The sequence below is a fragment of the Pseudomonas multiresinivorans genome (assembly GCF_012971725.1).
Classification (GTDB): domain Bacteria; phylum Pseudomonadota; class Gammaproteobacteria; order Pseudomonadales; family Pseudomonadaceae; genus Pseudomonas; species Pseudomonas multiresinivorans.
Genome location: NZ_CP048833.1, coordinates 3,830,924 through 3,851,459 on the forward strand (window position 1 = coordinate 3,830,924; position 20,536 = coordinate 3,851,459).

Annotated in this window: 19 protein-coding genes; 8 read left to right on the top strand and 11 right to left on the bottom strand. The window is 65.6% G+C overall.

The features are described 5' to 3' along the window. Positions 1-22: 22 nt before the first annotated feature. Together G4G71_RS17295 and G4G71_RS17300 are read left to right on the top strand one after the other, a co-directional pair. Positions 23-1,345, top strand: coding sequence for a CapA family protein (locus G4G71_RS17295; RefSeq protein ID WP_169939267.1), 1,323 nt, complete (start codon positions 23-25; stop codon positions 1,343-1,345). Between the two features lie 159 nt (positions 1,346-1,504). Continuing rightward, complete coding sequence (locus tag G4G71_RS17300; RefSeq protein ID WP_169939268.1) at positions 1,505-2,101, top strand: GNAT family N-acetyltransferase; 597 nt, start codon at positions 1,505-1,507, stop codon at positions 2,099-2,101. Between the two features lie 7 nt (positions 2,102-2,108). Here the strand turns inward: G4G71_RS17300 and G4G71_RS17305 are convergent, their stop codons facing one another. The 9 genes from G4G71_RS17305 to G4G71_RS17345 all read right to left on the bottom strand — a co-directional run bounded on the left by G4G71_RS17305 (position 2,109) and on the right by G4G71_RS17345 (position 10,735). Continuing rightward, the gene (locus G4G71_RS17305; RefSeq protein ID WP_169939269.1) at positions 2,109-3,623 is read right to left on the bottom strand and encodes an aldehyde dehydrogenase family protein; all 1,515 of its coding nucleotides are present in this window, start codon (positions 3,621-3,623) and stop codon (positions 2,109-2,111) included. Continuing rightward, positions 3,620-4,672 (bottom strand): aminoglycoside phosphotransferase family protein, encoded by a 1,053-nt coding sequence (locus G4G71_RS17310; RefSeq protein WP_169939270.1) that lies wholly within the window; start codon positions 4,670-4,672, stop codon positions 3,620-3,622. Before G4G71_RS17310 ends, G4G71_RS17305 begins: the two co-directional genes overlap by 4 nt. A 4-nt stretch (positions 4,673-4,676) precedes the next feature. Beyond that, on the bottom strand, positions 4,677-5,021 hold the full coding sequence (locus tag G4G71_RS17315; RefSeq protein ID WP_169939271.1) for a cupin domain-containing protein: 345 nt from the start codon (positions 5,019-5,021) through the stop codon (positions 4,677-4,679). Between the two features lie 138 nt (positions 5,022-5,159). Beyond that, positions 5,160-5,525 carry a cupin domain-containing protein gene (locus G4G71_RS17320; protein WP_045207599.1) on the bottom strand — a complete coding sequence of 122 codons (366 nt, stop codon included), beginning with the start codon at positions 5,523-5,525 and terminating at the stop codon, positions 5,160-5,162. Further along, positions 5,518-6,822: a nucleotide disphospho-sugar-binding domain-containing protein gene (locus tag G4G71_RS17325; protein ID WP_169939272.1), complete on the bottom strand. Its 1,305-nt coding sequence runs from the start codon at positions 6,820-6,822 to the stop codon at positions 5,518-5,520. The genes G4G71_RS17320 and G4G71_RS17325 overlap by 8 nt, the downstream gene beginning before the upstream one ends. Positions 6,823-6,855: 33 nt before the next feature. Beyond that, positions 6,856-7,935, bottom strand: coding sequence for an ABC transporter ATP-binding protein (locus G4G71_RS17330; RefSeq protein WP_169939273.1), 1,080 nt, complete (start codon positions 7,933-7,935; stop codon positions 6,856-6,858). Continuing rightward, positions 7,928-8,731, bottom strand: a complete 804-nt coding sequence (locus tag G4G71_RS17335) for an ABC transporter permease (protein WP_169939274.1) — start codon at positions 8,729-8,731, stop codon at positions 7,928-7,930. Before G4G71_RS17335 ends, G4G71_RS17330 begins: the two co-directional genes overlap by 8 nt. Then, positions 8,724-9,596 carry an ABC transporter permease gene (locus tag G4G71_RS17340; protein ID WP_054909749.1) on the bottom strand — a complete coding sequence of 291 codons (873 nt, stop codon included), beginning with the start codon at positions 9,594-9,596 and terminating at the stop codon, positions 8,724-8,726. Before G4G71_RS17340 ends, G4G71_RS17335 begins: the two co-directional genes overlap by 8 nt. A gap of 89 nt (positions 9,597-9,685) precedes the next feature. Then, positions 9,686-10,735, bottom strand: a complete 1,050-nt coding sequence (locus G4G71_RS17345; RefSeq protein ID WP_169939275.1) for a polyamine ABC transporter substrate-binding protein — start codon at positions 10,733-10,735, stop codon at positions 9,686-9,688. Positions 10,736-10,925: 190 nt separating this feature from the next. Between G4G71_RS17345 and G4G71_RS17350 the strand changes: the two genes are divergently transcribed. From G4G71_RS17350 to G4G71_RS17360, 3 genes are all read left to right on the top strand, one after another. Further along, entirely contained in the window at positions 10,926-11,858 is a 933-nt protein-coding gene (locus G4G71_RS17350; RefSeq protein ID WP_169939276.1) for a GntR family transcriptional regulator, read from the top strand. Positions 11,859-11,944: 86 nt separating this feature from the next. Then, positions 11,945-13,231, top strand: a complete 1,287-nt coding sequence (locus tag G4G71_RS17355; protein ID WP_169939277.1) for a glycosyltransferase — start codon at positions 11,945-11,947, stop codon at positions 13,229-13,231. A gap of 93 nt (positions 13,232-13,324) precedes the next feature. Beyond that, entirely contained in the window at positions 13,325-13,867 is a 543-nt protein-coding gene (locus tag G4G71_RS17360) for a GNAT family N-acetyltransferase (RefSeq protein ID WP_240964796.1), read from the top strand. Positions 13,868-13,942: 75 nt separating this feature from the next. On the opposite strand, the gene G4G71_RS17365 is transcribed toward G4G71_RS17360, so the two are convergent. Both G4G71_RS17365 and G4G71_RS17370 read right to left on the bottom strand, forming a co-directional pair. After that, complete coding sequence (locus tag G4G71_RS17365; protein ID WP_169939278.1) at positions 13,943-15,469, bottom strand: MDR family MFS transporter; 1,527 nt, start codon at positions 15,467-15,469, stop codon at positions 13,943-13,945. A 56-nt stretch (positions 15,470-15,525) separates the two neighbouring features. Further along, positions 15,526-16,191 carry a TetR/AcrR family transcriptional regulator gene (locus G4G71_RS17370; RefSeq protein ID WP_169939279.1) on the bottom strand — a complete coding sequence of 222 codons (666 nt, stop codon included), beginning with the start codon at positions 16,189-16,191 and terminating at the stop codon, positions 15,526-15,528. Positions 16,192-16,578: 387 nt separating this feature from the next. Here G4G71_RS17370 and G4G71_RS17375 point away from each other — a divergent pair, with 387 nt between their 5' ends. The 3 genes from G4G71_RS17375 to G4G71_RS17385 all read left to right on the top strand — a co-directional run bounded on the left by G4G71_RS17375 (position 16,579) and on the right by G4G71_RS17385 (position 20,523). Continuing rightward, complete coding sequence (locus G4G71_RS17375; protein ID WP_240964797.1) at positions 16,579-17,055, top strand: sigma-70 family RNA polymerase sigma factor; 477 nt, start codon at positions 16,579-16,581, stop codon at positions 17,053-17,055. Further along, the gene (locus tag G4G71_RS17380) at positions 17,055-18,020 is read left to right on the top strand and encodes a FecR family protein (protein WP_240964798.1); all 966 of its coding nucleotides are present in this window, start codon (positions 17,055-17,057) and stop codon (positions 18,018-18,020) included. The genes G4G71_RS17375 and G4G71_RS17380 overlap by 1 nt, the downstream gene beginning before the upstream one ends. A gap of 76 nt (positions 18,021-18,096) precedes the next feature. Next, a complete protein-coding gene (locus tag G4G71_RS17385) occupies positions 18,097-20,523 on the top strand; it encodes a TonB-dependent siderophore receptor (RefSeq protein ID WP_169939282.1) in 2,427 nt (808 codons plus the stop codon). The last annotated feature ends 13 nt before the right edge of the window (positions 20,524-20,536 follow it).

The following is a 20,536-nucleotide window of genomic DNA, read 5'->3' on the forward strand; positions in this document are numbered from 1 at the left end:
ACTCCCAACGATGAGGTGGACCATGAAGATTGCGTTGACCGGCGACAGCATCCTGCAGCGCCGCCTGAACAGCCGCGACGATGAAACCCTGCGCCCGCTGTTCGACCTGCTGCGCGGCGCCGATGTCAGCTTCACCAACCTGGAAGTACTGCCCAACGACTTCCAGGGCGACGCCGTGCTGGAAAGCGGCGGCTCGCACTTCGGCGCTCCGTCCTGGGTCCTCGATGAGCTGGTGGACGGCGGCTTCGACCTGTTCTCCACCGCCAACAACCACAGCCTGGACTACGGCATTGCCGGCCTGCACGCCGCCCACGCGCAGCTGGAGAAACGCGAACTGCTGTTCGCCGGCACCGGCCGCAACCTCGAGGAAGCGCGCCGCCCGGTGTACTGCACCAAGCCCGCCGGCACCGTCTCGCTGCTCGCCTGCACCTCCACGTTCGGCAAGGGCCAGGAGGCCAGCGAACAGACCCGCGACATGCCTGGCCGCCCCGGCCTCAACCCGCTGCGCTACGACACTGTGCACCAGCTGGACGGCACGCAGATGGAAGCCATGCGCGGGATCATCGCCAGCCTCGGCCTGGACCGCCTCTACCAGGGCGCGGTGGACCTGGGCTTCGCCCACCCGATCCCCGATCCGTCGCTGGCGGTTTTCGGTCCCTTCACCCCGCTGCTGTTCCGCCAGGGCGAGAGTTCGCGCCTGCGCACCCTGCCGCGCAAGAAGGATATGGACGACATCCTGCGCTGGGTCGAGGAGGCACGGACGTTGTCCGACATCGTCGTACTGAGCATCCACGCCCACGAACTGGGCCATGACGCCACCGGCGACTGGAACCTGGAAGCCGCCGCCGAGTTCATCCAGCCGGTCGCGCGACGGATGATCGACGCCGGCGTCGACATCGTGGTCGGCCACGGCCCGCACCTGCTGCGCGGCATGGAGATCTACAACGGCAAGCCGATCTTCTACAGCCTGGGCAACTTCATCGGCCAGAACGAGCTGGTCGAGCGCCTGCCGGCGGACAGCTACGAGCAGTTCCGCGTCGACCGCAACCAGACGCCGTCCAGGGTCTTCCTGCAACGCACGCAGAACGACACCCGCAGCTTCCCCTCCGACTCGCGCTTCTGGGAAAGCCTGGTGCCGGTCTGCCAGTTCGATGGCCGCCGTCTCACCGGCATCGAGCTGCATCCGGTGAGCCTGGGCCTGGGCGAAGCGGTCCACCGCCGTGGCCGCCCGCGCCTGGCCGAAGGTGAGCACGCACAAGCAATCCTGCAGCGCTTTGCCGCGCTGTCGGAGCCCTACGGGACGCGACTGGTGCTGGAGGGGAACGTCGCTCGCGTGGCGCTCTGACCGTCGTCCCACACCGTCCTCTTTGTAGGAGCGAGCTTGCTCGCGAACAGCCTTTCGCCGGGACCACCTCTGCCGTGCGGTTCGCGAGCAAGCTCGCTCCTACGAAAAGCCTGCTGCATACGGTAGGCTTCGGGTTCGTTTCACCCAGAGCCCAACAGCATGCCCGCCCTCACCTGCCCCCACCTCATCGGCCAGCACGTCGAACTCATTCCTCTGCGCGCGGAACACCGCGACGCACTGCTCAATGCAGCCACCGACGGCGAACTGTGGAACCTCAAGGTCACGGTCGTGCCCGGCCCGGACACCGTGGATAGTTACATCGCCAAGGCCGAAAAGGGCCTGGAGGAAGGCACTGTCCTGCCCTTCGCCATCCTCGACCGGCGTACCGGCCAGATCGTCGGCAGTACCCGCTTCTGGAAGGTCGACCGCGCCAACCGCAAGCTGGAGATCGGCCACACCTGGCTTGCCCTGTCGGCGCAGCGCACGCCGATCAACACCGAGGCCAAACTCCTGCTGCTCAGCTACGCCTTCGAGGAACTCAACTGCGTGCGTGTGCAGTTCACCACCGACGAGTTGAACGAGAAGTCCCGCGCCGCCATCCTGCGTCTGGGTGCGGTACAGGAAGGCATCGTCCGCCATGAACGCATCATGCCCGACGGACGCAAGCGCAACTCGGTGCGCTTCAGCATCATCGACAGCGAGTGGCCAGAGGTGAAGGCGCGGCTGCTGGAAAGGCTCGGCCGCGCCACGACCTGAGAGCCACTCAGCCCTGGTAGAACACCTCGTCGCTGTACGGATACCACCAGGAGTGGATCTGCGGCTGGTGATCGATGATCACCATCTTCGACCGGCGGAACGCGTCCAGGCCCTGGCGGCCCAGTTCGCGGCCCATGCCGGACATCTTCCAGCCGCCGAACGGCAGCGCGTCGTTGTCGATCAGCGGGTTGTTCACCCAGACCATGCCCGCTTCCAGGCGGTCCGCCGCTTCCATGGCTTCGGCCAGGTCAGTGGAGAACAGCGAGGCGCCCAGGCCGAAGGGTGAATCGTTGGCCAGGCGCACGGCCTCGTCGAAATCCTTCACCTTGCAGATCGCCGCCACCGGGCCGAAGCACTCCTCGTGGAAGATCGCCATGGCTGGGGTGACGTCGGTGAGGATGGTCGGCTCGTAGTACCAGCCCACCGGGAATTGCGGCGGAATACGCCCGCCGCAGACCAGCGTGGCGCCCTTGGCGATGGCGTCGTCAACCAGACGAATCACCTTGGCACGAGCCGCTTCGCTGACCATCGGGCCGATCTCGGAGCGCTCCAGCCCGTGACCGATGCGCAACGCGCGAGTCCGCTCGGCGAAACGCGCGACGAACTCGTCGTGCACTTCGTCGACCACATAGAAGCGCTCGGCCGAGGTGCAGATTTGCCCGCTCAGGTGGAACGCCGCGGTCACCGCGCCGGCCGCCGCGACTTCCAGCGGTGCATGGCGGGAGATGATCATCGGGTCGCTGCCGCCGGCCTCGATCACCGCCGGTTTCATCCGCTCGGCACAGGCCACCGCCACTGCCTTGCCGGCAGCGACGCTTCCGGTGAAGGCCACGGCATGGGTGCGCTCGGATTGCACCAGGCGCTGCGCGGTGCTGGCATCGCCCGGCACGCAGCTGACCATCCCCGCCGGCAGCACCTTGAAGTGCTCCATGAATTTCAGCGTGCACAGCGTGGTACTTTCCGCTGGCTTGACGATGCAGGCGTTGCCCGCCGCGAGCGAGGCTGCCAGGGTCCAGCACATCAGCAGGATGGGGAAGTTGAATGGCATGATGTGCACGCTGACGCCATAGGGTTCGTAGCGCACATGCTGGAACGAGCCGAGCTGAGTGGTGCCGGCCACCTTGCCCGCTTCGTCGCGGGCCATCTCGGCGTAGTAGCGGAAGATCGGCGCACAGTTGGCCAGCTCGCCCATGGCCTCGGGGAACGGCTTGCCCATCTCCAGCGTCATCAGCCGCGCTACTTCGCGCTGGGTCGCCTGGTCGGTCTCGATGGCGTTGGCCAACTGGTGAAGGATCGCCGCGCGGGATTTCGCATCGACACGCTTCCACTCGCGCTGGGCGGCGTTGGCGGCATCGATGGTGGCGTCCACGTCCTCGGCATCGCACAGGGCAATGCGGCCCACGGGCGTGAGGTCAGCGGGGTTGATGATGTCGCGCCGGCGCTGCGTGGCCACGCCCTGGTAGTGAGGGCCGATGAAGCGCAGGGCCGATTCGGGATGGAAGGCGCTGTGGAAGTCGGTCATGGAATGCTCCGCAGGGATTCGGATGAAGCCAGGCGCTGGGCGATCACGTCGCTCTCCAGCGGCTGGCGCCAGTTCGGCAAGTGAGAGTCGAGCAGCGCAGCCAGCGGGCGCAGTTGCTGGTTATCCAGCGCGCGCTGGAACAGCCGCAGTACGCGCGGCAGATGCTTGAGGTAGCCATGCTTGCCATCGCGTTTGGCCAGGCGCACGAAGATGCCCAGCACCTTGGCGTGGCGCTGTGCGGCGAGCACCTGGAAGTCGGCCAGGAAGCGCCGGCCGTCCACCTCCGGGCGCTGGCTGAGGTAATGGGTGAGCAGGGTCACGCGCAGCGTTTCGGGAATGTCGCGCCGCGCATCTTCGAGCAGGGACATGAGGTCATAGGCCGGTGCGCCGAACAACGCGTCCTGGAAGTCCAGCAACCCGCAGGCCGCCACGTCCTCCCTGCCCTCCAGCAGCATCAGGTTGTCGACGTGATAGTCGCGCAGCACCAGTACTTCGCGGCGCATCGAGGCGTCTCGCCAGAGCGCGGCGAACTCGGCAAGAAAGCGCTCGCGGAGCTGCGCGGCAGCCTTCTCGCCGATGAGTAGCGGCGCGTACCAATCGATGAACAGCGCCGCTTCCTCACCCAGCTTCTGCCCGTCGTAGGCCGGCACACCCTCTGCCGCTTGCGGGCCGGCGCGATGCAGGCGCACCAGGGCATCCACGGCGAGACGGTACAGCTCCGTTTCGCTGTGGCCGGCCGCGAACAGCCGGGTATAGGTGGCGTCACCGAAGTCCTCGATCAGCGCCAGGCCCAGCTCGCGGTCGGCGGCCAGCACGTTCGGCGCCGACAGCCCGCAGTCGCGCAGCAGTTGTGCCACCCGCAGGTACGGCGCCAGCGGTTCGGCGCCGGGTGGCGAATCCATCAGCAGCAGGCCCTTGCCGTCGACACGGAAGTAGCGCCGCGCCGAGGCGTCGGCCGGCAGCGCGGTCAGCGTCTCTCCGGCCAGGCCGCTGCCGGCGAGAAAGGTCTCGCGGGCGGCGGCGCGGGTGGTTTCACAAGGCAGGTTCATGGCATCACCGGATCATGTAGACCTTCTTGATGGTCTCGTGCACGGTGCACACGCCCTTCCAGTCCTTGGGGAAGAAGGCCGCGGTGTCCGGCTCGATCTCGATCACCTCGCCGGATTCGTGCACATAGGTGCAGCGGCCTTCGAGGAAATGGCAGAACTCGTCGCTGGTCACATGGCAGAACCACTTGCCCGGCGTGCAGTGCCAGATGCCGCACTCGGACTGGCCATCGGGCCCCTTGTGCAGAACCACGCCGCTGACGTGGGACTCGCCCTCGAGCATGGTCGGGATGACGCCCCAGTCCTTGAGTTCGGTGACTTGCAGTGGGCGATGGATAGCGGGGGTCTTCATGTCTTTCTCCAGCAATGGCCACCCTCTCGGGCGGCCGGATAAGGCGTAGGGCGAATAACCGCTTGCGGTTATCCGCCGATGGGTTCGGCGCAAAACTCGACGGCGGATAACGCTTGGGGCGTTATGCGCCCTACGGGTTCAGGCGAGCATGTAGAGGTTGCGAAGTGTGGTGTGCACGGTGCACTCACCAGTCCAGCCGGCGGGGAACAGCACCAGGGTGTCGGGCTCGACCTCGATCACCTCGCCCTCGTCCGAGCGGTAGGTAGCGCGCCCGGAAACGAAATGGCACAGCTCGTCGCGCGGGATCGACAGCCGCCAGCGGCCGGGCGTACAGACCCATAGGCCGGTCTCGGGGCTGTTGTTCGGCCCCTTGAACAACAGGCGTCCGCTGGAGTGCGACACACCCTCCAGCGCGTCGGACTGCACCCCCCAGTCCACCAGGTCGTCATAGTCGCGGGCGCCACGGATGTGCGGAGCGGTGCTGTCGCCTTTGAACTCAGCCATGGTTCACCGCCTTGCCGCCCATCAGTTGGTCGAGGATGCGCGCGGCATCCTCCGGGCCCTTGCGCGAGCGCATGTAGTCGCTGGTGCGCGCCAGGCGCTCCTGCATCAGGTCGTCGCCGAGCAATTGGGCGATGTTGCGCGCCAGGTCCTGCTCGCTCCAGTCGTAGCGATCCATGCGCAGGCCGTGGCCGCTTTCCTGGGCACGCATGGCGTTGTCGTGGCCGTCCCAGACATAGGGCATGACGATGGCCGGTTTGCCGAAGAACAGGCACTCGGTGAAGCTGTTGTTGCCGCCGTGGTGGATCACCCCGTCGACCTGGGCGATCACCGAGGGCTGCGGGTACCAGTTGGAAACGATCACGTTGTCCGGCAGGTCGTCGTATTTCTCCACGTGCTCGCCGACATTGAACAGCGCGCGGTACGGCAGCTTGCCGATAGCGGTGACCAGGCGCTTGAGCAGGTCGACATCGCCCGAGCCGAGGCTGCCGAAACTGACGTAGAGCAGCGGCTTGTCGTTGTGCGCCTTGAACTGCGGAATCTCGTAAGGCTTGTCGGTACGCACGCAGCCCTGCAGGTAATGGAACTGCCGCGCCGGCAGCGGATGGCGGCGTTGGAACTTAACCGGATCCGGATACAGCAGCAGGTTCATGTAGGGCGACTCTTCGAAGAAGGTGCCCAGCGGATACGGCCGCTCGCCACACTCGGCGAGGAAGTCGTTGAAGTCGGCGTGGATCGGCGCGATCACTTCCTCGAAGCGCTTCTGGAAGCGCGCGTGGCCTTCCTTGTCTTCCACGCTCATGCCCGACAGGTACGGTGGGATGTCCGGGTCATGCACCTCGTTCTCCGAGCAGGAGATGATCCGCACCCACGGCTTGCCGTAGTGCTTGATCGCCGGGAAGAGGATCACGTTGTCCACGCAGATCAGGTCTGGCTTGATCCGCTCGAGGATCGCCGGCAGCTCCTTCTGCGCCCACTTGGAGGTGGAGACGATGGCCTCCCAGCACTCCTTCACGTAGTTGTCGAGCTGGTCGATGGGCGCCTTGCGGAAGTTGGGGATGTGGCCGTTGATGAAGTCGGTCCAGTAGCGCGCCATCTCCTCCGCCGGCATCGGCTCGGACATGTTCACGTAGTGCTCCTCGAAGCCGTAGGCCGAGTACACCCCGGTCATCCCCGGATCGGTGAGGAACACCGCCTTGTGCCCCAGCGCCTCGCAGGCCTGGGCGATGCCGACGGAGTTGAGGGCCGGGCCGTAGGCGGCCTCGGGGAAGAAGGCGATGACCTTGCGTTCACTACTCATGGTGCTCTCCTGTAAGTCTTGTTCTTGAAGCAATCAGTGAGTCAGCACGCGGCCGTGCCGCGCATCCCAGCCCAGGCGCACCGGCATGCCGGCGGCGAGGCGCAAGAAGTCGTAGTCCGAGGACGGCACGCGGACGATCAGCGGCTTGCTGGACAGCGCCGTGTTCACGTGCAGGTTGGTGTCCAGGCCGTGGTAGGCGACTTCCGCCACCTGGCCGTGGATCTGGTTGTCAGTGGCGGGCGTGGCATCGGTCAGCACGCGCAGGCGCTCCGGGCGCAGCGCGAGGGTCACGCTCTCGGGGCTTGACTCGGCGGTGGTCTCGATGTTCAGCACCTGATCGCCGGCCTGCAGGCGGTTGGTGCCCACGCGGCGGCCCTCGATCAGGTTGCTGACGCCGATGAAGTCGGCGACGAAGCGGCTGCCCGGGTTCTCGTAGAGTTCGCTGGGGCTGCCGCACTGGCAGACCTTGCCGTCACGCAGCACGGCCATGCGGTCGGACATCACCAGGGCTTCTTCCTGGTCGTGGGTGACCATGATGAAAGTGATGCCGCTCTCGTGCTGCAGGCGCTTGAGTTCCAGCTGCATCTTCTCGCGCAGCTTCTTGTCCAGCGCGCCGAGCGGTTCGTCCAGCAGCAGCACGCGCGGGCGCTTGACCAGCGCGCGGGCCAGGGCGACGCGCTGGCGCTGGCCGCCGGAGAGCTGGTCCGGGCGACGGTTGGCCAGCGAGCCGAGCTGCGCGGTTTCCAGCACTGCATCGACGCGCTGGCGAATCTCGCCGGTGGGCAGCCTCTCCATCTCCAGGCCGTAGGCGATGTTGCTGCGCACGGTCATGTTGGGGAACAGCGCATAGGACTGGAACATCAGGTTCAGCGGGCGCTTGTTCGGCGGCAGCGGCGAGATGTCCTGGCCGTTGAGGTAGATAGCGCCGGAGCTGGGCGTCTCGAAGCCGGCGATCATCCGCATCAGCGTGGTCTTGCCGCAGCCGGACGGGCCGAGCAGCGCGAAGAACTCATTCTCGCGGATCGCCAGGGACACCTGGTCCACCGCCGTCAGGCCCTCGCCGTAGGATTTGCTGACCTGGTCCAGCACCAGCAGGTCGGAAGACTTAGTCATGGGCTTTGGGTACCTTGTTCAGACGTTGGGAGGCGAACAGCGCGGTGAAGCTGACCAGCATCACCAGGGTGGCGAGGGCGTTGATTTCCGGGGTCACGCCGAAGCGGATCATCGAGTAGATCTGCATCGGCAACGTGGTGGAGGCGCTGCCGGAGCCGGAGTTGAAGAAAGCGATGATGAATTCGTCCACCGACAGGGTGAACGCCAGCAAGCCGCCGGCCAGTACACCGGGGAAGATCGCCGGCAGCAGCACCCGGCGCGCGGTGGTGAACCAGCCGGCGCCCAGGTCGATGGAGGCCTCGAGGATCGAATAGTCGAAATGCTTGAGGCGCGTGCGCACCACCGCGCAGACGAAGGCGATGTTGAACACCACGTGGCTGAGGATGATCGAGTGCAGCCCCAGGCTCATCTTCAGCAGGTTGAAGAAGCTCAGCAGCGCGATGGCCAGGACGATGTCGGGGATGATCATCGGCGCCATCAGCAAGGTGTCGGCGATGTTGCTGGCCTTCTTGCCGCTGCTGCGGGCGCGCATTTCCACGCCCAGCGCAAGCAAGGTGCCGAGCACGCAGGCGATGAAGGTGGAGGTCAGTGCAACGATCAGCGTGTTCAGCGCCGCATGCTGGATCGACGCATTGGCCAGCAGCTTGGCGTACCACTTCAGCGAGGCACCGCCCCACGCGGTGGGCAGGCCGCTGGCGTTGAACGACAGCAGGATCAGCACCAGGATCGGTACATAAAGGAAGGCGTACACCAGCCACAGGTGCGTGCCGAGTGCGATACCGGAAGAGTTACGCATGGCGTTCGCCCTCCGCGCCCTGGGCCCGGCGCGAGACCATGGCCTGGATGAACAGCAGGAGCAGCATGATGCCGATCAGGAAGAAGCTCAGCGCCGCGCCGAACGGCCAGTCCCGCGCGGTGAGGAATTGCGCGTAGATCAGGTTGCCGACCATCTGCACCTGCTTGCCGCCCAGCAGGTCGGCGGTGATGAAGTTGCCGATGGAGAGCACGAAGACAAACACCGCGCCGGCCGCCACACCGGGCACCGACAGCGGCAGGATCACTCGGCGGAAAGTGGTCCAGCCGGACGCGCCAAGGTCCCGCGAGGCTTCCCAGAGTTCGTTGTCGATGCGCGACAGCGAGCTGTAGATGGCGAGGATGACGAAGGGGATGTAGTTGTAGACCAGCCCGAGCACCACGGTGGCGTCGGTGTACAACAGGTTGATCGGTTCGCCGCTGTAGCCCAGCAGGTTGAACAGGCGGTTGAGCAGGCCTTCGCGGTTGAGCAGGACGATCCAGGCGTAGGTGCGGATCAGGTAGTTGCTCCAGAACGGCAGCATCACCAGGAACAGGTACACCGCCTGCCGGCGCGGCGTAGTGCGGGTGATGGCGTAGGCCGCCGGGTAACCGATGATCACCGCGAAGAGCATCGCCAGGCCGGCGATCTTCGCCGAGCGTAGGAGGATGTCGAGGTACAGCGGGTCCACCGCACGGCGGTAGTTTTCCCAGGTGAACACGTAGTCGATGCCGCCATAGGCACCGCGCTCGAGGAAGCTGTAGACCAGCACCAGCAGGCACGGCAGCAGCAGGAACAGGGCCAGCCAGCCCAGACCAGGCGCGAGCAGCCAGGCCGACAATTTGCGGTCGGCGGATAAAGCGGTCATGCGTAGTTCCCCCAACCCCACGCCAGGCGGGGTGCTTCAGGGTTATTCCGGAGAGAATTGCGGGGCGCCGTCGCGACGCCCCATCGGCCCTACTGAGCCGCCATGATCTCGGTCACGGCGCGGGTATAGGCCTTCTGCGTGGAACCGCCGACATCACGCAATTGCTGTTGCTTGACCAGCTCGGCCGGCGTGGTGGTGAGGTTGGGATACTTGGCCAGCAAGTCCGGCTTCAGGGTCGCCATCGCCGCCTGATTGGGCACCTTGTAGAGGATGTTCTCCGCGACCCAGGCGTGGTTCGCCGGCTCCAGCATGTAGTTGATGAAGCGGTAGGCGGCGTCGGGGTTCTTCGAGCTTTTCAGCACGACCATGGTGTCCACCCAGAGGTCGGAACCCTCCTTGGGCACGACGAACTTGATCGACTCGTTGGCCTGGGTACCGTAGTTGCACCAGCCATCCCAGGCGTGGGCCATCAGCGCCTCGCCCGAAGCCAGCTTGGAGTAGAAGGTGGTGTCGTCGAAGGACAGCAGGCGCTTCTTGGTGGCGATCAGCTGGTCGCGCACCGCGTTGATCTGGTCCGGATTGCCGTCGTTGACCGACCAGCCGTTGGCCAGGAAGCCGGCGCCGAGCAGCCAGCGGTCGGTGGCGAGCATGGTGGTCTTGCCCTTAAGGGCGTCGGAGGGCTTGAGCAGATCATTCCAGCTCGAAGGCGCCGGGCTGACCTTGTCCGAGCGGTAGCAGATGCCGGTGGTACCCCAGGTGTAGGGCACGGAGAAGTGGTTGCCCGGGTCGTACTCGAGCTTCTGCGCTTCGGGGTAGAGATTCTTGAGGTTCGGCACCTTGGCCGGATCGATCTCGGCGAGCAGGCCCTGCTTGTGCAGGATTTCGGCGAAGGGCGAGGAGACGAACACCACGTCGTAGCCTTCGCCGCCGGAAGCCATGAGCTTGCCCATGATCTCTTCGTTGGTGGCGTGGAGGGACTTGTCGGCTTCCAGGCCGGTCGCCTTCTGGAACTTCTCCAGGTTATCCGGGGCCATGTAGCCGTCCCAGATGGAGATCACCAGATCCTTGGCACTGGCCGTGGTGGCGGACAGCGTGAGCGCGAGGGTCGCCCCTGCGTAGAGCATGGTCTTCAGCTTCATCTTGCGCACCTGACGATGGTTGTTTTTGTGTGTCAACGGCAGCGGAACGAAAAGCGTACTACATGTCTTTTTTTCAAAATAAAAACCGAACCACTGGCGAAGTCAACACTTTCTTGCATTCTTGTTGGACCACCCACGCTGTGGCATAAGGGGCTCGCCCCGTGCCACGGGCCCGCTGGAGAGCATCGGCTTGAGCAACGTCACTGAGAAAAAACCGCGCACCAACCACCTGGAACTCGCCCGGCGCGTCATCGAGCACGCCCAGGACAGCGGGCTGGGCGAAGGCGATGCGCTCTCGGAACAACAGCTGGCGCGCACCTTCGGTGTGTCGCGCACGCTGATCCGCGCAGGCCTGGACCTGCTGCTGGAACAGCAACTGGTGGCCCACGAACCGGGCAAGGGATATCGCCTCGCCGCCGATCCGTCCGCCCAGGTGCTCGGCTCCGCCCTGCCCCAGGCCGAGGAAGAGGCGCTGGCCGCCTCGGTCCTGCGCGACCGCATGGCCGGGCGGCTGGGCAACAGCCTCAGCGCCAGCGAGCTGATGCGCCGCTACGACATCAACCGAGTCGCCGCGCAGAAGGTGCTGGCGCAGCTCAGCGAGGACCAGGTACTGGAACGCGGCGCCGGGCAGAGCTGGTCGTTCCGCCCGCTGCTGAACAACCTCGCGGCACTGGAGGACAGCCTGCGCTATCGGCTGATCCTCGAGCCCGAAGCCCTGCTCGCCCCCGGCTTCGACCCGGACCTGGCGCGCCTCGCCCTGCTGCGCGGGGCCATGGAGGAGCTGCTGGCGGCGCCCATCGAACGCTTCGACGTGGCCCAGTTCCGCGAGCTGGACATCGGCTTCCACGAGCTGATCGCCCAGGGTTGCGGCAACCGTTTCGTCGGCGACGCCCTGCTGCAGCACCAGCGCCTGCGCCGCCTGCCCAACCTGCTGCCGATGGTCAGCGTGCACCGCCTGCAGGAAGCCCTGCGTGAGCACCTGCGGATCATCGAGCAGATCGAACGCGGCCAGCTGGAAGTCGCCGCCGACCTGATGCGCCTGCACCTGCGGCTGTCCTTCGCGCAGCGCCCACAGACCGCCAACCGCGGGATTCCGCAGTCGTTCGCCCTGGGCCGTCGCTGATTATTTTTCTCACACGGTGTTTTTTTTAACGAAAAAATGCAGTATCAGTTTCACGCAGTGCCCGTGAGCAACACCCGGATGTGCCCATGACGCAAAGAACAAGAACCATCGCCTTCTTCCCCGAGGCCAGCTTCGGCGCCGCGCTGAACTGCATCGGAATCGCCCAGGCCCTGCGCGAACTCGGCGCACGCCCGGTGTTCATCTGCCATGCACATTTCCAGGGCATCTTCGCCGAGTACGGCTTCGCCGAGTACCCGTTGCAACTGGACTCGCCGCTCTCCGCCGCCGACCACCAGCATTACTGGGAGCGCTTCATCGAGCGCAACGTGCCCTACTTCGACCAGCCACCCCTAGCGCAGATCGACAGCTACGTAGCGCCGGCCTGGGAAGCCATCATCGACACCGCCATCGAGTCGGAAAAACCGCTGCAGCAGTTGCTCGCCCGGCTCAAGCCCGATGCCATCGTGCTGGACAACGTGGTCAGCTTCCCGGCCATCTCTGCCGCCGGCTGCCCCTGGGTGCGGATGATCTCCTGCGCGGAAACCGAACTGCCCGACGACGCCGTGCCGCCCTATCTGTCCGGCGCCAGCAGCGACGATCCGCAAGCCTGCGCGATCTACCGCGAGCACTACCTGCAAGCCACCCAGCCGGCGCACGAGCGCTTCGCCCGCTTCCTCACCGAGTGTGGCCACCCCGCCCTGCCCGCCGGCCAGTTCCTCGAAGATTCGCCCTGGCTCAACCTGCTGCTGTCGCCCACGCCCGTGCGTTACGAGCGCCAGAATCCGCTGCCGGCCGAGCGCTATCTGTACCTCGACGGCTGCGTGCGCAGCGAGGCGCCGTATATCCCGCCGCAGTTCCCGCGGCACGACGATGCTGCGCTGATCTATGTGAGTTTCGGCAGCCTCGGCGCCGCCGATATCGAGATGATGCGCAAGCTGATCGATGCCGTCGCGCAACTGCCCTACCGCTTCCTGATCAATGTCGGCGCCTACCGCGAGCACTACGACAGCGTGCCCGACAACGTCTACCTCGACAGCTGGTATCCGCAGCCGGCGGTGCTGCGCGAATGCCAGTTGTTCATCCATCACGGCGGCAACAACAGCTTCTGCGAGGCTCTGTATTTCGGCCTGCCGTCGGTCATCATCCCCTACTGCTGGGACGGCCACGACAACGCCCGGCGCGCCGAGGAAGTCGGCGTGGCGCGCTACCTGCCACGCTTCGAGAACCCGCTGGCGGCGCTGCCCGGCACGCTGGCCGAACTGCTCGCCGACAAGGCCATGCAGCAACGGCTGGCCGGTGTGCGCGAACAGATGCAGGCCTCACGCGGCACAGCGTCGGCCGCGCAGGCGATTCTCGGCATCTGCAGCGACTAAGCAGCCAATGGCACCGCGCAAGTACGTGCCATTGGCTCTCTGCAAGGTTCCGCTCCGCCCTTAAGCTGGGCTCCACTGTCCCTGGAGCCCAGCATGACCACCTTCGATGACCAGCCGACCCTGCTCGGCGATTCCCTGCAGCTTCGCCCGCTGTGCAGCGAGGATTTCGACGCCCTCTACGGTGCCGCCAACTCACCCGAAACCTGGGCCGGGCACCCGGCGAAGGATCGTTACCACCGCGAGGTCTTCGAGCCCTACTTCCAGTTCCTGGTGAATTCCGGTGGCTGCCTGCTGATCCTCGACCGGGCAACCGGCCAGGCCATCGGCTGCTCGCGCTACTACCCGGTGCCGGACCAGCCGGAAGACATCGGCATCGGCTTCACCTTCATCAACCACCGCTACTGGGGCGGCGCGACCAACCACGAACTGAAGACCCTGATGCTCGACCATGCCTTCCAGTGCTTCGAGCGCGTGTGGTTCCACATCGCGCCGAGCAACATCCGCTCGCAGAAAGGTACGGCAAAGCTGGGCGCCAGGCTGGCGCACGACGCTGAACTGGATCTCTCGGGCACTCCCGCGCAATGGCTTTGCTTCGAGCTTTCGCGCGAGCAGTGGGCCAGCCATGGCGCCGAATAGGCGAGACACTCGCGGCCTGCCTGGCCGCAGTCCTGCGGCCGGGCGATCCGCAGCGGATCGGCGGCCGAGGTGTCGTCAGGCTTTGCGCAGCGGAACTTCCTGCAGCAGCCACGACAGCGCGAAGGCCACGGCACTGACCATGCACGCTACCAGGAAGACCCAGTGCATCGATCCGGAAAAGGCTTCCAGGTAAGCCTGTTGCAACGCTGCGGGCAAGGCATGCACAGCGGCCGGCGACAGGTTGGCCGGTGAGCCGACGCTGGCCGGGAAGGCACTTACGAGCCGACTCATCAGCTCGTGGGAGAACAATGCGCCGAACACCGAGACGCCAATGGAGCCGCCGATGGAGCGGAACAGGGTCGCCCCGGAGGTCGCCACGCCCATGTGGCGGAATTCGACGCTGTTCTGCACCGCCAGGATCAGCACCTGCATCACCATGCCCAGCCCCGCGCCGAGCAAGGCCATGTAGAGATTCATCTGCAACATCGACGATTGCAGGTCCAGACGGCTCAGCAACGCCAGGGCGATGACCTGCAGCAGCGTGCCAAGGATGGGGAATACCCGGTAACGCCGCCAGCGGCTGATCAGGCGACCGGTAATAGCCGAAACGACCAGCATTGCACCAATCAGGGGCAGCATCTGCAGGCCCGCACTGGTCGGCGTGGCATCCTTGACCACCTGCATGTAGAGCGGCAGGAAGGTCACCGAGCCGAACAGCGAAACACCCACGGTGAACCCGATCAGCCCGGCGAGCACGAAGGTTCGGTGGCGGAACAGGTGCAGCGGCATGATCGGTTCCGCGGCGATGCGCTGCTCGTGGACGAAGCCGATCACGCCGACAACGGCAAAGAACGACAGGCACAGGATGTCGATCGAGGTCCACTCGAGCGTGCTGCCGCCCAGGCTGGTGATCAGTACCAGCGAGGCCAGGGCCAGGGTCAGGAAGAAGGCGCCGAAGTAGTCGATGACGTGTTTCACCCGGGCGACGTGGGGCTTGAACGCGCTGCCGATCACCAGCAGGGCGAGCAAGCCCAGCGGCAGGTTGATGTAGAAGATCCAGCGCCAGGACAACTGCTCGACCAGGAAGCCGCCCACCAGCGGACCGACCACCGTCGCGAGGCCGAATACGCCACCGAACAGCCCCTGGTAACGGCCACGTTCGGCCGGCGGAATGACGTCGCCGATGGCCGCCATCGCCACCACCATCAAGCCGCCGCCGCCCAGACCCTGGAGCGCGCGCAGGAGGATCAGCTGGGTCATGTTCTGCGCCAGCCCGCAGAGCGCAGAACCCGCCAGGAACAGCACGATGGCGGTCTGCAGCACCAGCTTGCGGCCGTACAGGTCGCCGAATTTCCCGTACAGCGGGACCACGACCGTGGAGGCCAGCAGGTAGGAGGTCACCACCCAGGACAACAGGTGCAGGCCGCCCAGTTCGCCGACGATGGTAGGCAACGCGGTGGACACGATGGTCTGGTCCAACGCCGCGAGGAACATCACCAGCAGCAACGCCGCCAGCAACAGGGGAATGGATGGCTGCGTCGCCTGAGCGTCGTCCGAGGGGCTCAGGTTCGTGGCCAGGGGTTGTTCGGAAGCCGTTTGCATGGAGCGGACCTGATGAGATGAGGCGTCGTGGGACAGAGAAGGAATGGAAGCCGGGTTCATTCGCCCGCGGTGGGCGCACGCAGACGGTGCTGCCGCCCCACTTCCTGCAGGCCGGCCAGGGTGAAGCTATAGAGCTGGGCGACGACCACCGGACCTGGCATGTCGAGAATGTCGCGCAGGGCGCCATGCCCGCCACGAGGCCCGATCAGCAGCATCGCCCATGGCGCCGTGACGCTGAGGATGCAGGGCACCAACGCGGGGTCGTCGGGCGGAATTCCGGTGATCTCGCTGAACAGCTGCTTGAGCAACGTCAGCTTCAGCGCCTTCTCGGGGTGCAACACTTCCTGGCCGTGGCTGCTGGGCGCCAGGGCTTCGGCCGCCAGCACCCGCAGGTGCCAGCTCTCCCGCCCGCGCGCGGCCTTGCGCACGACCAGTTCGGTCAGCGCGAGCAGCTTGTCCGGCGCCGACTGCCCGCCCTGGATGATCCGCTGCAGGTCGGCGATGTCGAGAAAGCGTCGGCGGGCCTCCCCCAGCACGGCCTGATAGAGACCGTTGCGGCTGCCGAAGTGGTAGTTGATCGACGCCAGGTCGACCTCCGCCTTGGCGGCGACGGCCTTGTTGCTGGTTTCACCGAAGCCGAGCGTCGCGCACAGCTCACCGGCGGCTTCAAGAATGCGCAGGCGGGTCGCTTCACCATCTTTTCGAGCTTCGCGGGAGGCCATGGTTTTTCCTGAATAGCGGAATAGTGCGGACAAGCCTGAAGCAGGTTAAATCTAAATTCAATTTAAATTTAGGGATTGCGACGAACTGCTCTCTCCGCTGGGGTCAGCTTCCGGGGCTTGGTTGGCGCCCTTCTGAGCGGACCATTGGAGGTGCGTTCTGCCCAAATCGTCGATTGCCGTCGACGCTGGCGCCAACGGCGGTTGGCCAGCCGCAACAACTCGTTTGCCGGAGCGGCCGGGCGCTAGCCGGCCACTCCATTTTTCTTGCCTGCCTGATGGCGCGCACATTAAGATGAGATTACTTCGCAACTGCAAGACGTTATCACGCAAGGATTCGCGTTGCCCCCACCCGCTGCTTCCAGCCCTCGACACGCTGACGTACAGGCCTTGTATCTTGATCACCATGCCTGGTTGCTGGGCTGGCTGCGCAAGCGGTTGCGCCATCGCGATAACGCGGCCGATGTGGCCCATGACACCTTCCTGCGCATACTGACCTCCCGAGACCTTCTGGGACTGCAGGAACCGCGCGCCTTCATCTGCACCATCGCGCGGCGGCTGCTCATCGACCGCGCGCGCCGGCAAGCCATCGAGCAGGCCTACCTGGACGAACTGGCGCGCGTCCTCGACGAAGCAGATGGTCACCCTTCCGCCGAGCAGGTTGCCGAGGCAATCGACGCGCTGGAACAGATCGCCCGTGCCCTGCTCGGGCTCAACGCCAAGGCGCGCATGGCGTTTCTGCTGCGCCATCTCGACGGCCTGACTCACGAGCAGATCGCGGAACGCCTCGGAGTCTCCACGCGCATGGTGCAGAAGTACCTGGTGCAGGCTCTGCTGCACTGCCACCGGCAACTGGGCGGAGCATGATGAGCCGGCACGAGGACGCCGTTCTCCAGCAGGTTGCCGAATGGCTGGTGCGCCTGGAAGCCGAGCCACAACGGCAGGCCGAATTCGATGCATGGTGCGCGAGCGATGCTCGTTGCGCAGCGGCGGCAGCCAGCCTGACGAGCACGTTGCGGCGCTTCGACAGGCTGTCCGCAGCACCCGCGCATGCAGCACTGGATGCAGCACACAGCCTGGACCGGCAACGCCAGAGGCGTCGCACCGGCGGGGTCGCACTGGCCCTGGCGGCGCTATTGCCACTGGGCTTGTTCCTGCACGCCAATCCGCCGGCCTACCTGCTCGCCGACCTGCGCACCGGAACCAGCCAGTGGCAGGAAACACGTCTCGACGATGGCAGCCAGGTCTTCCTCGACGGCCGCTCGGCAGCAGACCTCGACTTCGACACCCATCGCCGCACCGTGCACCTTATCCAGGGCGACATCCTGGTGCAGGTGGCCCATGACGCCGCCCGCCCCTTCGTCGTCGAAACCGCCCACGGCAGCATCCGCGCGCTGGGTACGCGCTTCATCGTCGAACGCCGCGACGACGCCACCTGGCTGACGATGCTCGAATCCCGCGTCGAGGTGCGCAGCCGCTCTGGCGCCAGCGTGGAAGTGGCGGCCGGCCAGCGCCTGCGCCTGCGCCTGGACGATCAGGGACTCGGCCAGCCGCAGCAGGTGGACAGCAGCACCTTCGAGCGATCCTGGCGCAACCACCAGTTGGTGGTCTGGGACCGGCCGATGCCCGAAGTGCTCGAGGAGCTGGATCGCAACTTCAGCGGCTACCTGGCCTACGACGCCAAGGCGCTGGCCGGCCTGCGGGTTTCCGCGGTGTTGCCGATGGACGACCCGCAACGCGCACTGCGCCTGCTGGCGCGCAGTTTCCCGCTGCAAGTGAAGTCCTACGGACCGTGGCTGCTGCAGGTGACCCGGGAAAATCCACGCGAATAATTATTTTTCAATGCCGGTTCCAGTTTGGCCGAGTGGCCCGTCCTGAATGACATAAGCCAACCCAACAGGAATCTTCATGAACCGCTCCTCGCGTCGCCTCTCTCCGCTGGCCCTGGCCCTGCAACTGGGCCTGGCCGCCTCCCTGGGCCTACCGGCGCTGTCGCTGGCAGCCCAGGCGGACAGCCGCAGCTTCGATATCCCCGCCGGCCCCCTGGGCACCGCCCTGAACCGCTACGCCAGCCAGGCTGGCGTGGCACTGTCCTTCGATGCCGGCCAGGTACGCGGCCTCCAGGCGTCAGCGTTGAACGGCAGCTATTCGCTGGAGGAAGGCTTCGCCCAGCTGCTGCACGGCAGCGGCCTGCAGGCCCGGGCGGTGGCCGACGGATACGTGCTGGCTCCCGCCGATGACGCACTGGAGATGTCACCGACCACCATCAATGGCGCGAACCTTGAATCGGCCTGGGGACCGGTGCAAGGCTACGTGGCGACCCGCACCGGCACCGCCACCAAGACCGACACACCGATCCTGGAGGTCCCGCAGACCATCAATGTGATCAGCGCCGACCAGATCCAGGCCCAGGGCGCGCAGAACCTCACCCAGGCGCTGCGCTACCCCCCCGGCCTGGGCGTCAACGGCTACACGGACCGCAACTCCATCGCCGACGAGATCACCAGCCGTGGTTTTGCGCCGACGCCGCTGTACCTCGACGGCGCCTACCTTCCCTACGCCGGCAGCCTGGGCGGCGCCCCGCAGATCGATCCCTACACGCTGGAACGTGTCGAAGTGCTCAAGGGCCCGTCCTCGGTGCTGTACGGCCAGAACCAGCCCGGCGGGCTGGTCAACATGGTCTCCAAGCGCCCCACCACCGAGCAGCGCAGCCAGGTCAGGTTCGGTCTGGGCAGCTACCACCGGGTCAATGGTGCGTTCGATACCAGCGGTCCGCTGGATGAGCAGAAAGCCTTCTCCTACCGCGTCATCGGGGTCGCCAAGAAGGGCAATGAGCAGGTCGACCACACTCACAGCGAGCGAATGCTGCTGGCTCCCAGCCTGACCTGGGCGCCCACCGAGGACACCGCCCTTACCCTGCTCGCCCAGGTCCAGCGCGACGATGGGCTGGAGGACTACCAGTCGCTGCCGCGCATCGGCAGCCTGGTGCGCGGCCCCACCGGCCAGCGCATCGACCGCGACTTCTTCTCCGGCGACTCGCGCTACAACGACTACAAGCGTGATCAGTACATCCTCGGCTACGACTTCAGCCACCGTTTCGATGAAGACCTGCAGTTCCGCTCCACCGCCCGCTACACCGACGTGGATGATCGCTACCGGGGCTTCTACCTGCGCAGTTTCGTTACCGACGCCAACGGCGTCACCGACTACACCCGTGCCAACCGGACCAAGGTCGACTGGCGCCAGCACAACAGCGCCTACACCCTCGATAACAACCTGGAATACCGCTTCAACACCGGCGCCCTGCAGCACACCACGCTGGCCGGCGTCGACTACCGGCATTTCAACCGCAAGTACGACGGCTACAACGCCTACAACGCGGAACCCGTGAACCTCTATGGGAAGAACAACACCGACACCGGCAACGTGCGCCCGGAGCTGACCACCAAGTGGGATAACACCGTTCGCCAGACCGGGCTCTACCTGCAGGACCAGATCAAGCTGGACCAGTGGATCCTCACCATCGGCGGACGCCAGGACTGGGCCGAGGTGGAGAACAAGGACCTGCTCGCGCGCAGCATCACCGAGCAGCGCGACAACAAGTTCACCGGACGCATCGGCCTGACCTACGTCACCGACTTCGGCCTGGCGCCCTACATCAGCTATTCCGAGTCCTTCCTGCCAACGGTAGGCACCGCAGCGCCGGAGCGCGGCGGCAATGCGTTCAAGCCCACCGAGGGCGAGCAGTACGAAGTGGGTGTGAAGTACCAGCCGTTCGACAAGACCCTGCTGACCGCCGCGGTGTTCCAGATCAAGCAGAAGAACGTGCTCACCGGCGACGTCGACTATCCGCAGTACGAGAACCAGTCCGGCGAGGTACGTTCGCGCGGCGTCGAACTGGAGCTCAAGTCCAGCATCGAGCAGTTCGACGTGCTCGCCGCAGCGACCTACATCGACTCGTTCTACACCAAGGAAAACTACGGCAACGAAGACAATCGTAGCGAGTCCCAGGCTCCGGTCTCCGCCACCGCCTGGGTGGATTACCACTTCAGCCAGGCCACAGTCGACGGTCTCACCTGGGGCGTCGGCGCACGCTACACGGGCAGGAAGCCGGGTGACGCGGCGAACAGCTTCCATACCCCCGCCTATGTCGTCTACGACACCACCCTCGGCTACGACTTCAGCCGCTTCTCGCCAAGCATGGCGGGCCTGCAAGCGCGCCTGAACGTGCAGAATCTCTTCGACCGCGAGTACGTATCCGACTGCAACTACGCATTCGGCTGCTACTACGGCCAGGAGCGTGTGGCCTCGCTGGAGATGAGCTACGACTGGTAGCCACGACGCGGAA

Bases quoted from the DNA above. Each gene is read 5' to 3' on its own strand.
- G4G71_RS17295 (WP_169939267.1), top strand. From the start codon at position 23: ATGAAGATTGCGTTGACCGGCGACAGCATCCTGCAGCGCCGCCTGAAC.
- G4G71_RS17300 (WP_169939268.1), top strand. From the start codon at position 1,505: ATGCCCGCCCTCACCTGCCCCCACCTCATCGGCCAGCACGTCGAACTC.
- G4G71_RS17305 (WP_169939269.1), bottom strand. From the start codon at position 3,623: ATGACCGACTTCCACAGCGCCTTCCATCCCGAATCGGCCCTGCGCTTC.
- G4G71_RS17310 (WP_169939270.1), bottom strand. From the start codon at position 4,672: ATGAACCTGCCTTGTGAAACCACCCGCGCCGCCGCCCGCGAGACCTTT.
- G4G71_RS17315 (WP_169939271.1), bottom strand. From the start codon at position 5,021: ATGAAGACCCCCGCTATCCATCGCCCACTGCAAGTCACCGAACTCAAG.
- G4G71_RS17320 (WP_045207599.1), bottom strand. From the start codon at position 5,525: ATGGCTGAGTTCAAAGGCGACAGCACCGCTCCGCACATCCGTGGCGCC.
- G4G71_RS17325 (WP_169939272.1), bottom strand. From the start codon at position 6,822: ATGAGTAGTGAACGCAAGGTCATCGCCTTCTTCCCCGAGGCCGCCTAC.
- G4G71_RS17330 (WP_169939273.1), bottom strand. From the start codon at position 7,935: ATGACTAAGTCTTCCGACCTGCTGGTGCTGGACCAGGTCAGCAAATCC.
- G4G71_RS17335 (WP_169939274.1), bottom strand. From the start codon at position 8,731: ATGCGTAACTCTTCCGGTATCGCACTCGGCACGCACCTGTGGCTGGTG.
- G4G71_RS17340 (WP_054909749.1), bottom strand. From the start codon at position 9,596: ATGACCGCTTTATCCGCCGACCGCAAATTGTCGGCCTGGCTGCTCGCG.
- G4G71_RS17345 (WP_169939275.1), bottom strand. From the start codon at position 10,735: ATGAAGCTGAAGACCATGCTCTACGCAGGGGCGACCCTCGCGCTCACG.
- G4G71_RS17355 (WP_169939277.1), top strand. From the start codon at position 11,945: ATGACGCAAAGAACAAGAACCATCGCCTTCTTCCCCGAGGCCAGCTTC.
- G4G71_RS17360 (WP_240964796.1), top strand. From the start codon at position 13,325: ATGACCACCTTCGATGACCAGCCGACCCTGCTCGGCGATTCCCTGCAG.
- G4G71_RS17365 (WP_169939278.1), bottom strand. From the start codon at position 15,469: ATGCAAACGGCTTCCGAACAACCCCTGGCCACGAACCTGAGCCCCTCG.
- G4G71_RS17370 (WP_169939279.1), bottom strand. From the start codon at position 16,191: ATGGCCTCCCGCGAAGCTCGAAAAGATGGTGAAGCGACCCGCCTGCGC.
- G4G71_RS17380 (WP_240964798.1), top strand. From the start codon at position 17,055: ATGAGCCGGCACGAGGACGCCGTTCTCCAGCAGGTTGCCGAATGGCTG.
- G4G71_RS17385 (WP_169939282.1), top strand. From the start codon at position 18,097: ATGAACCGCTCCTCGCGTCGCCTCTCTCCGCTGGCCCTGGCCCTGCAA.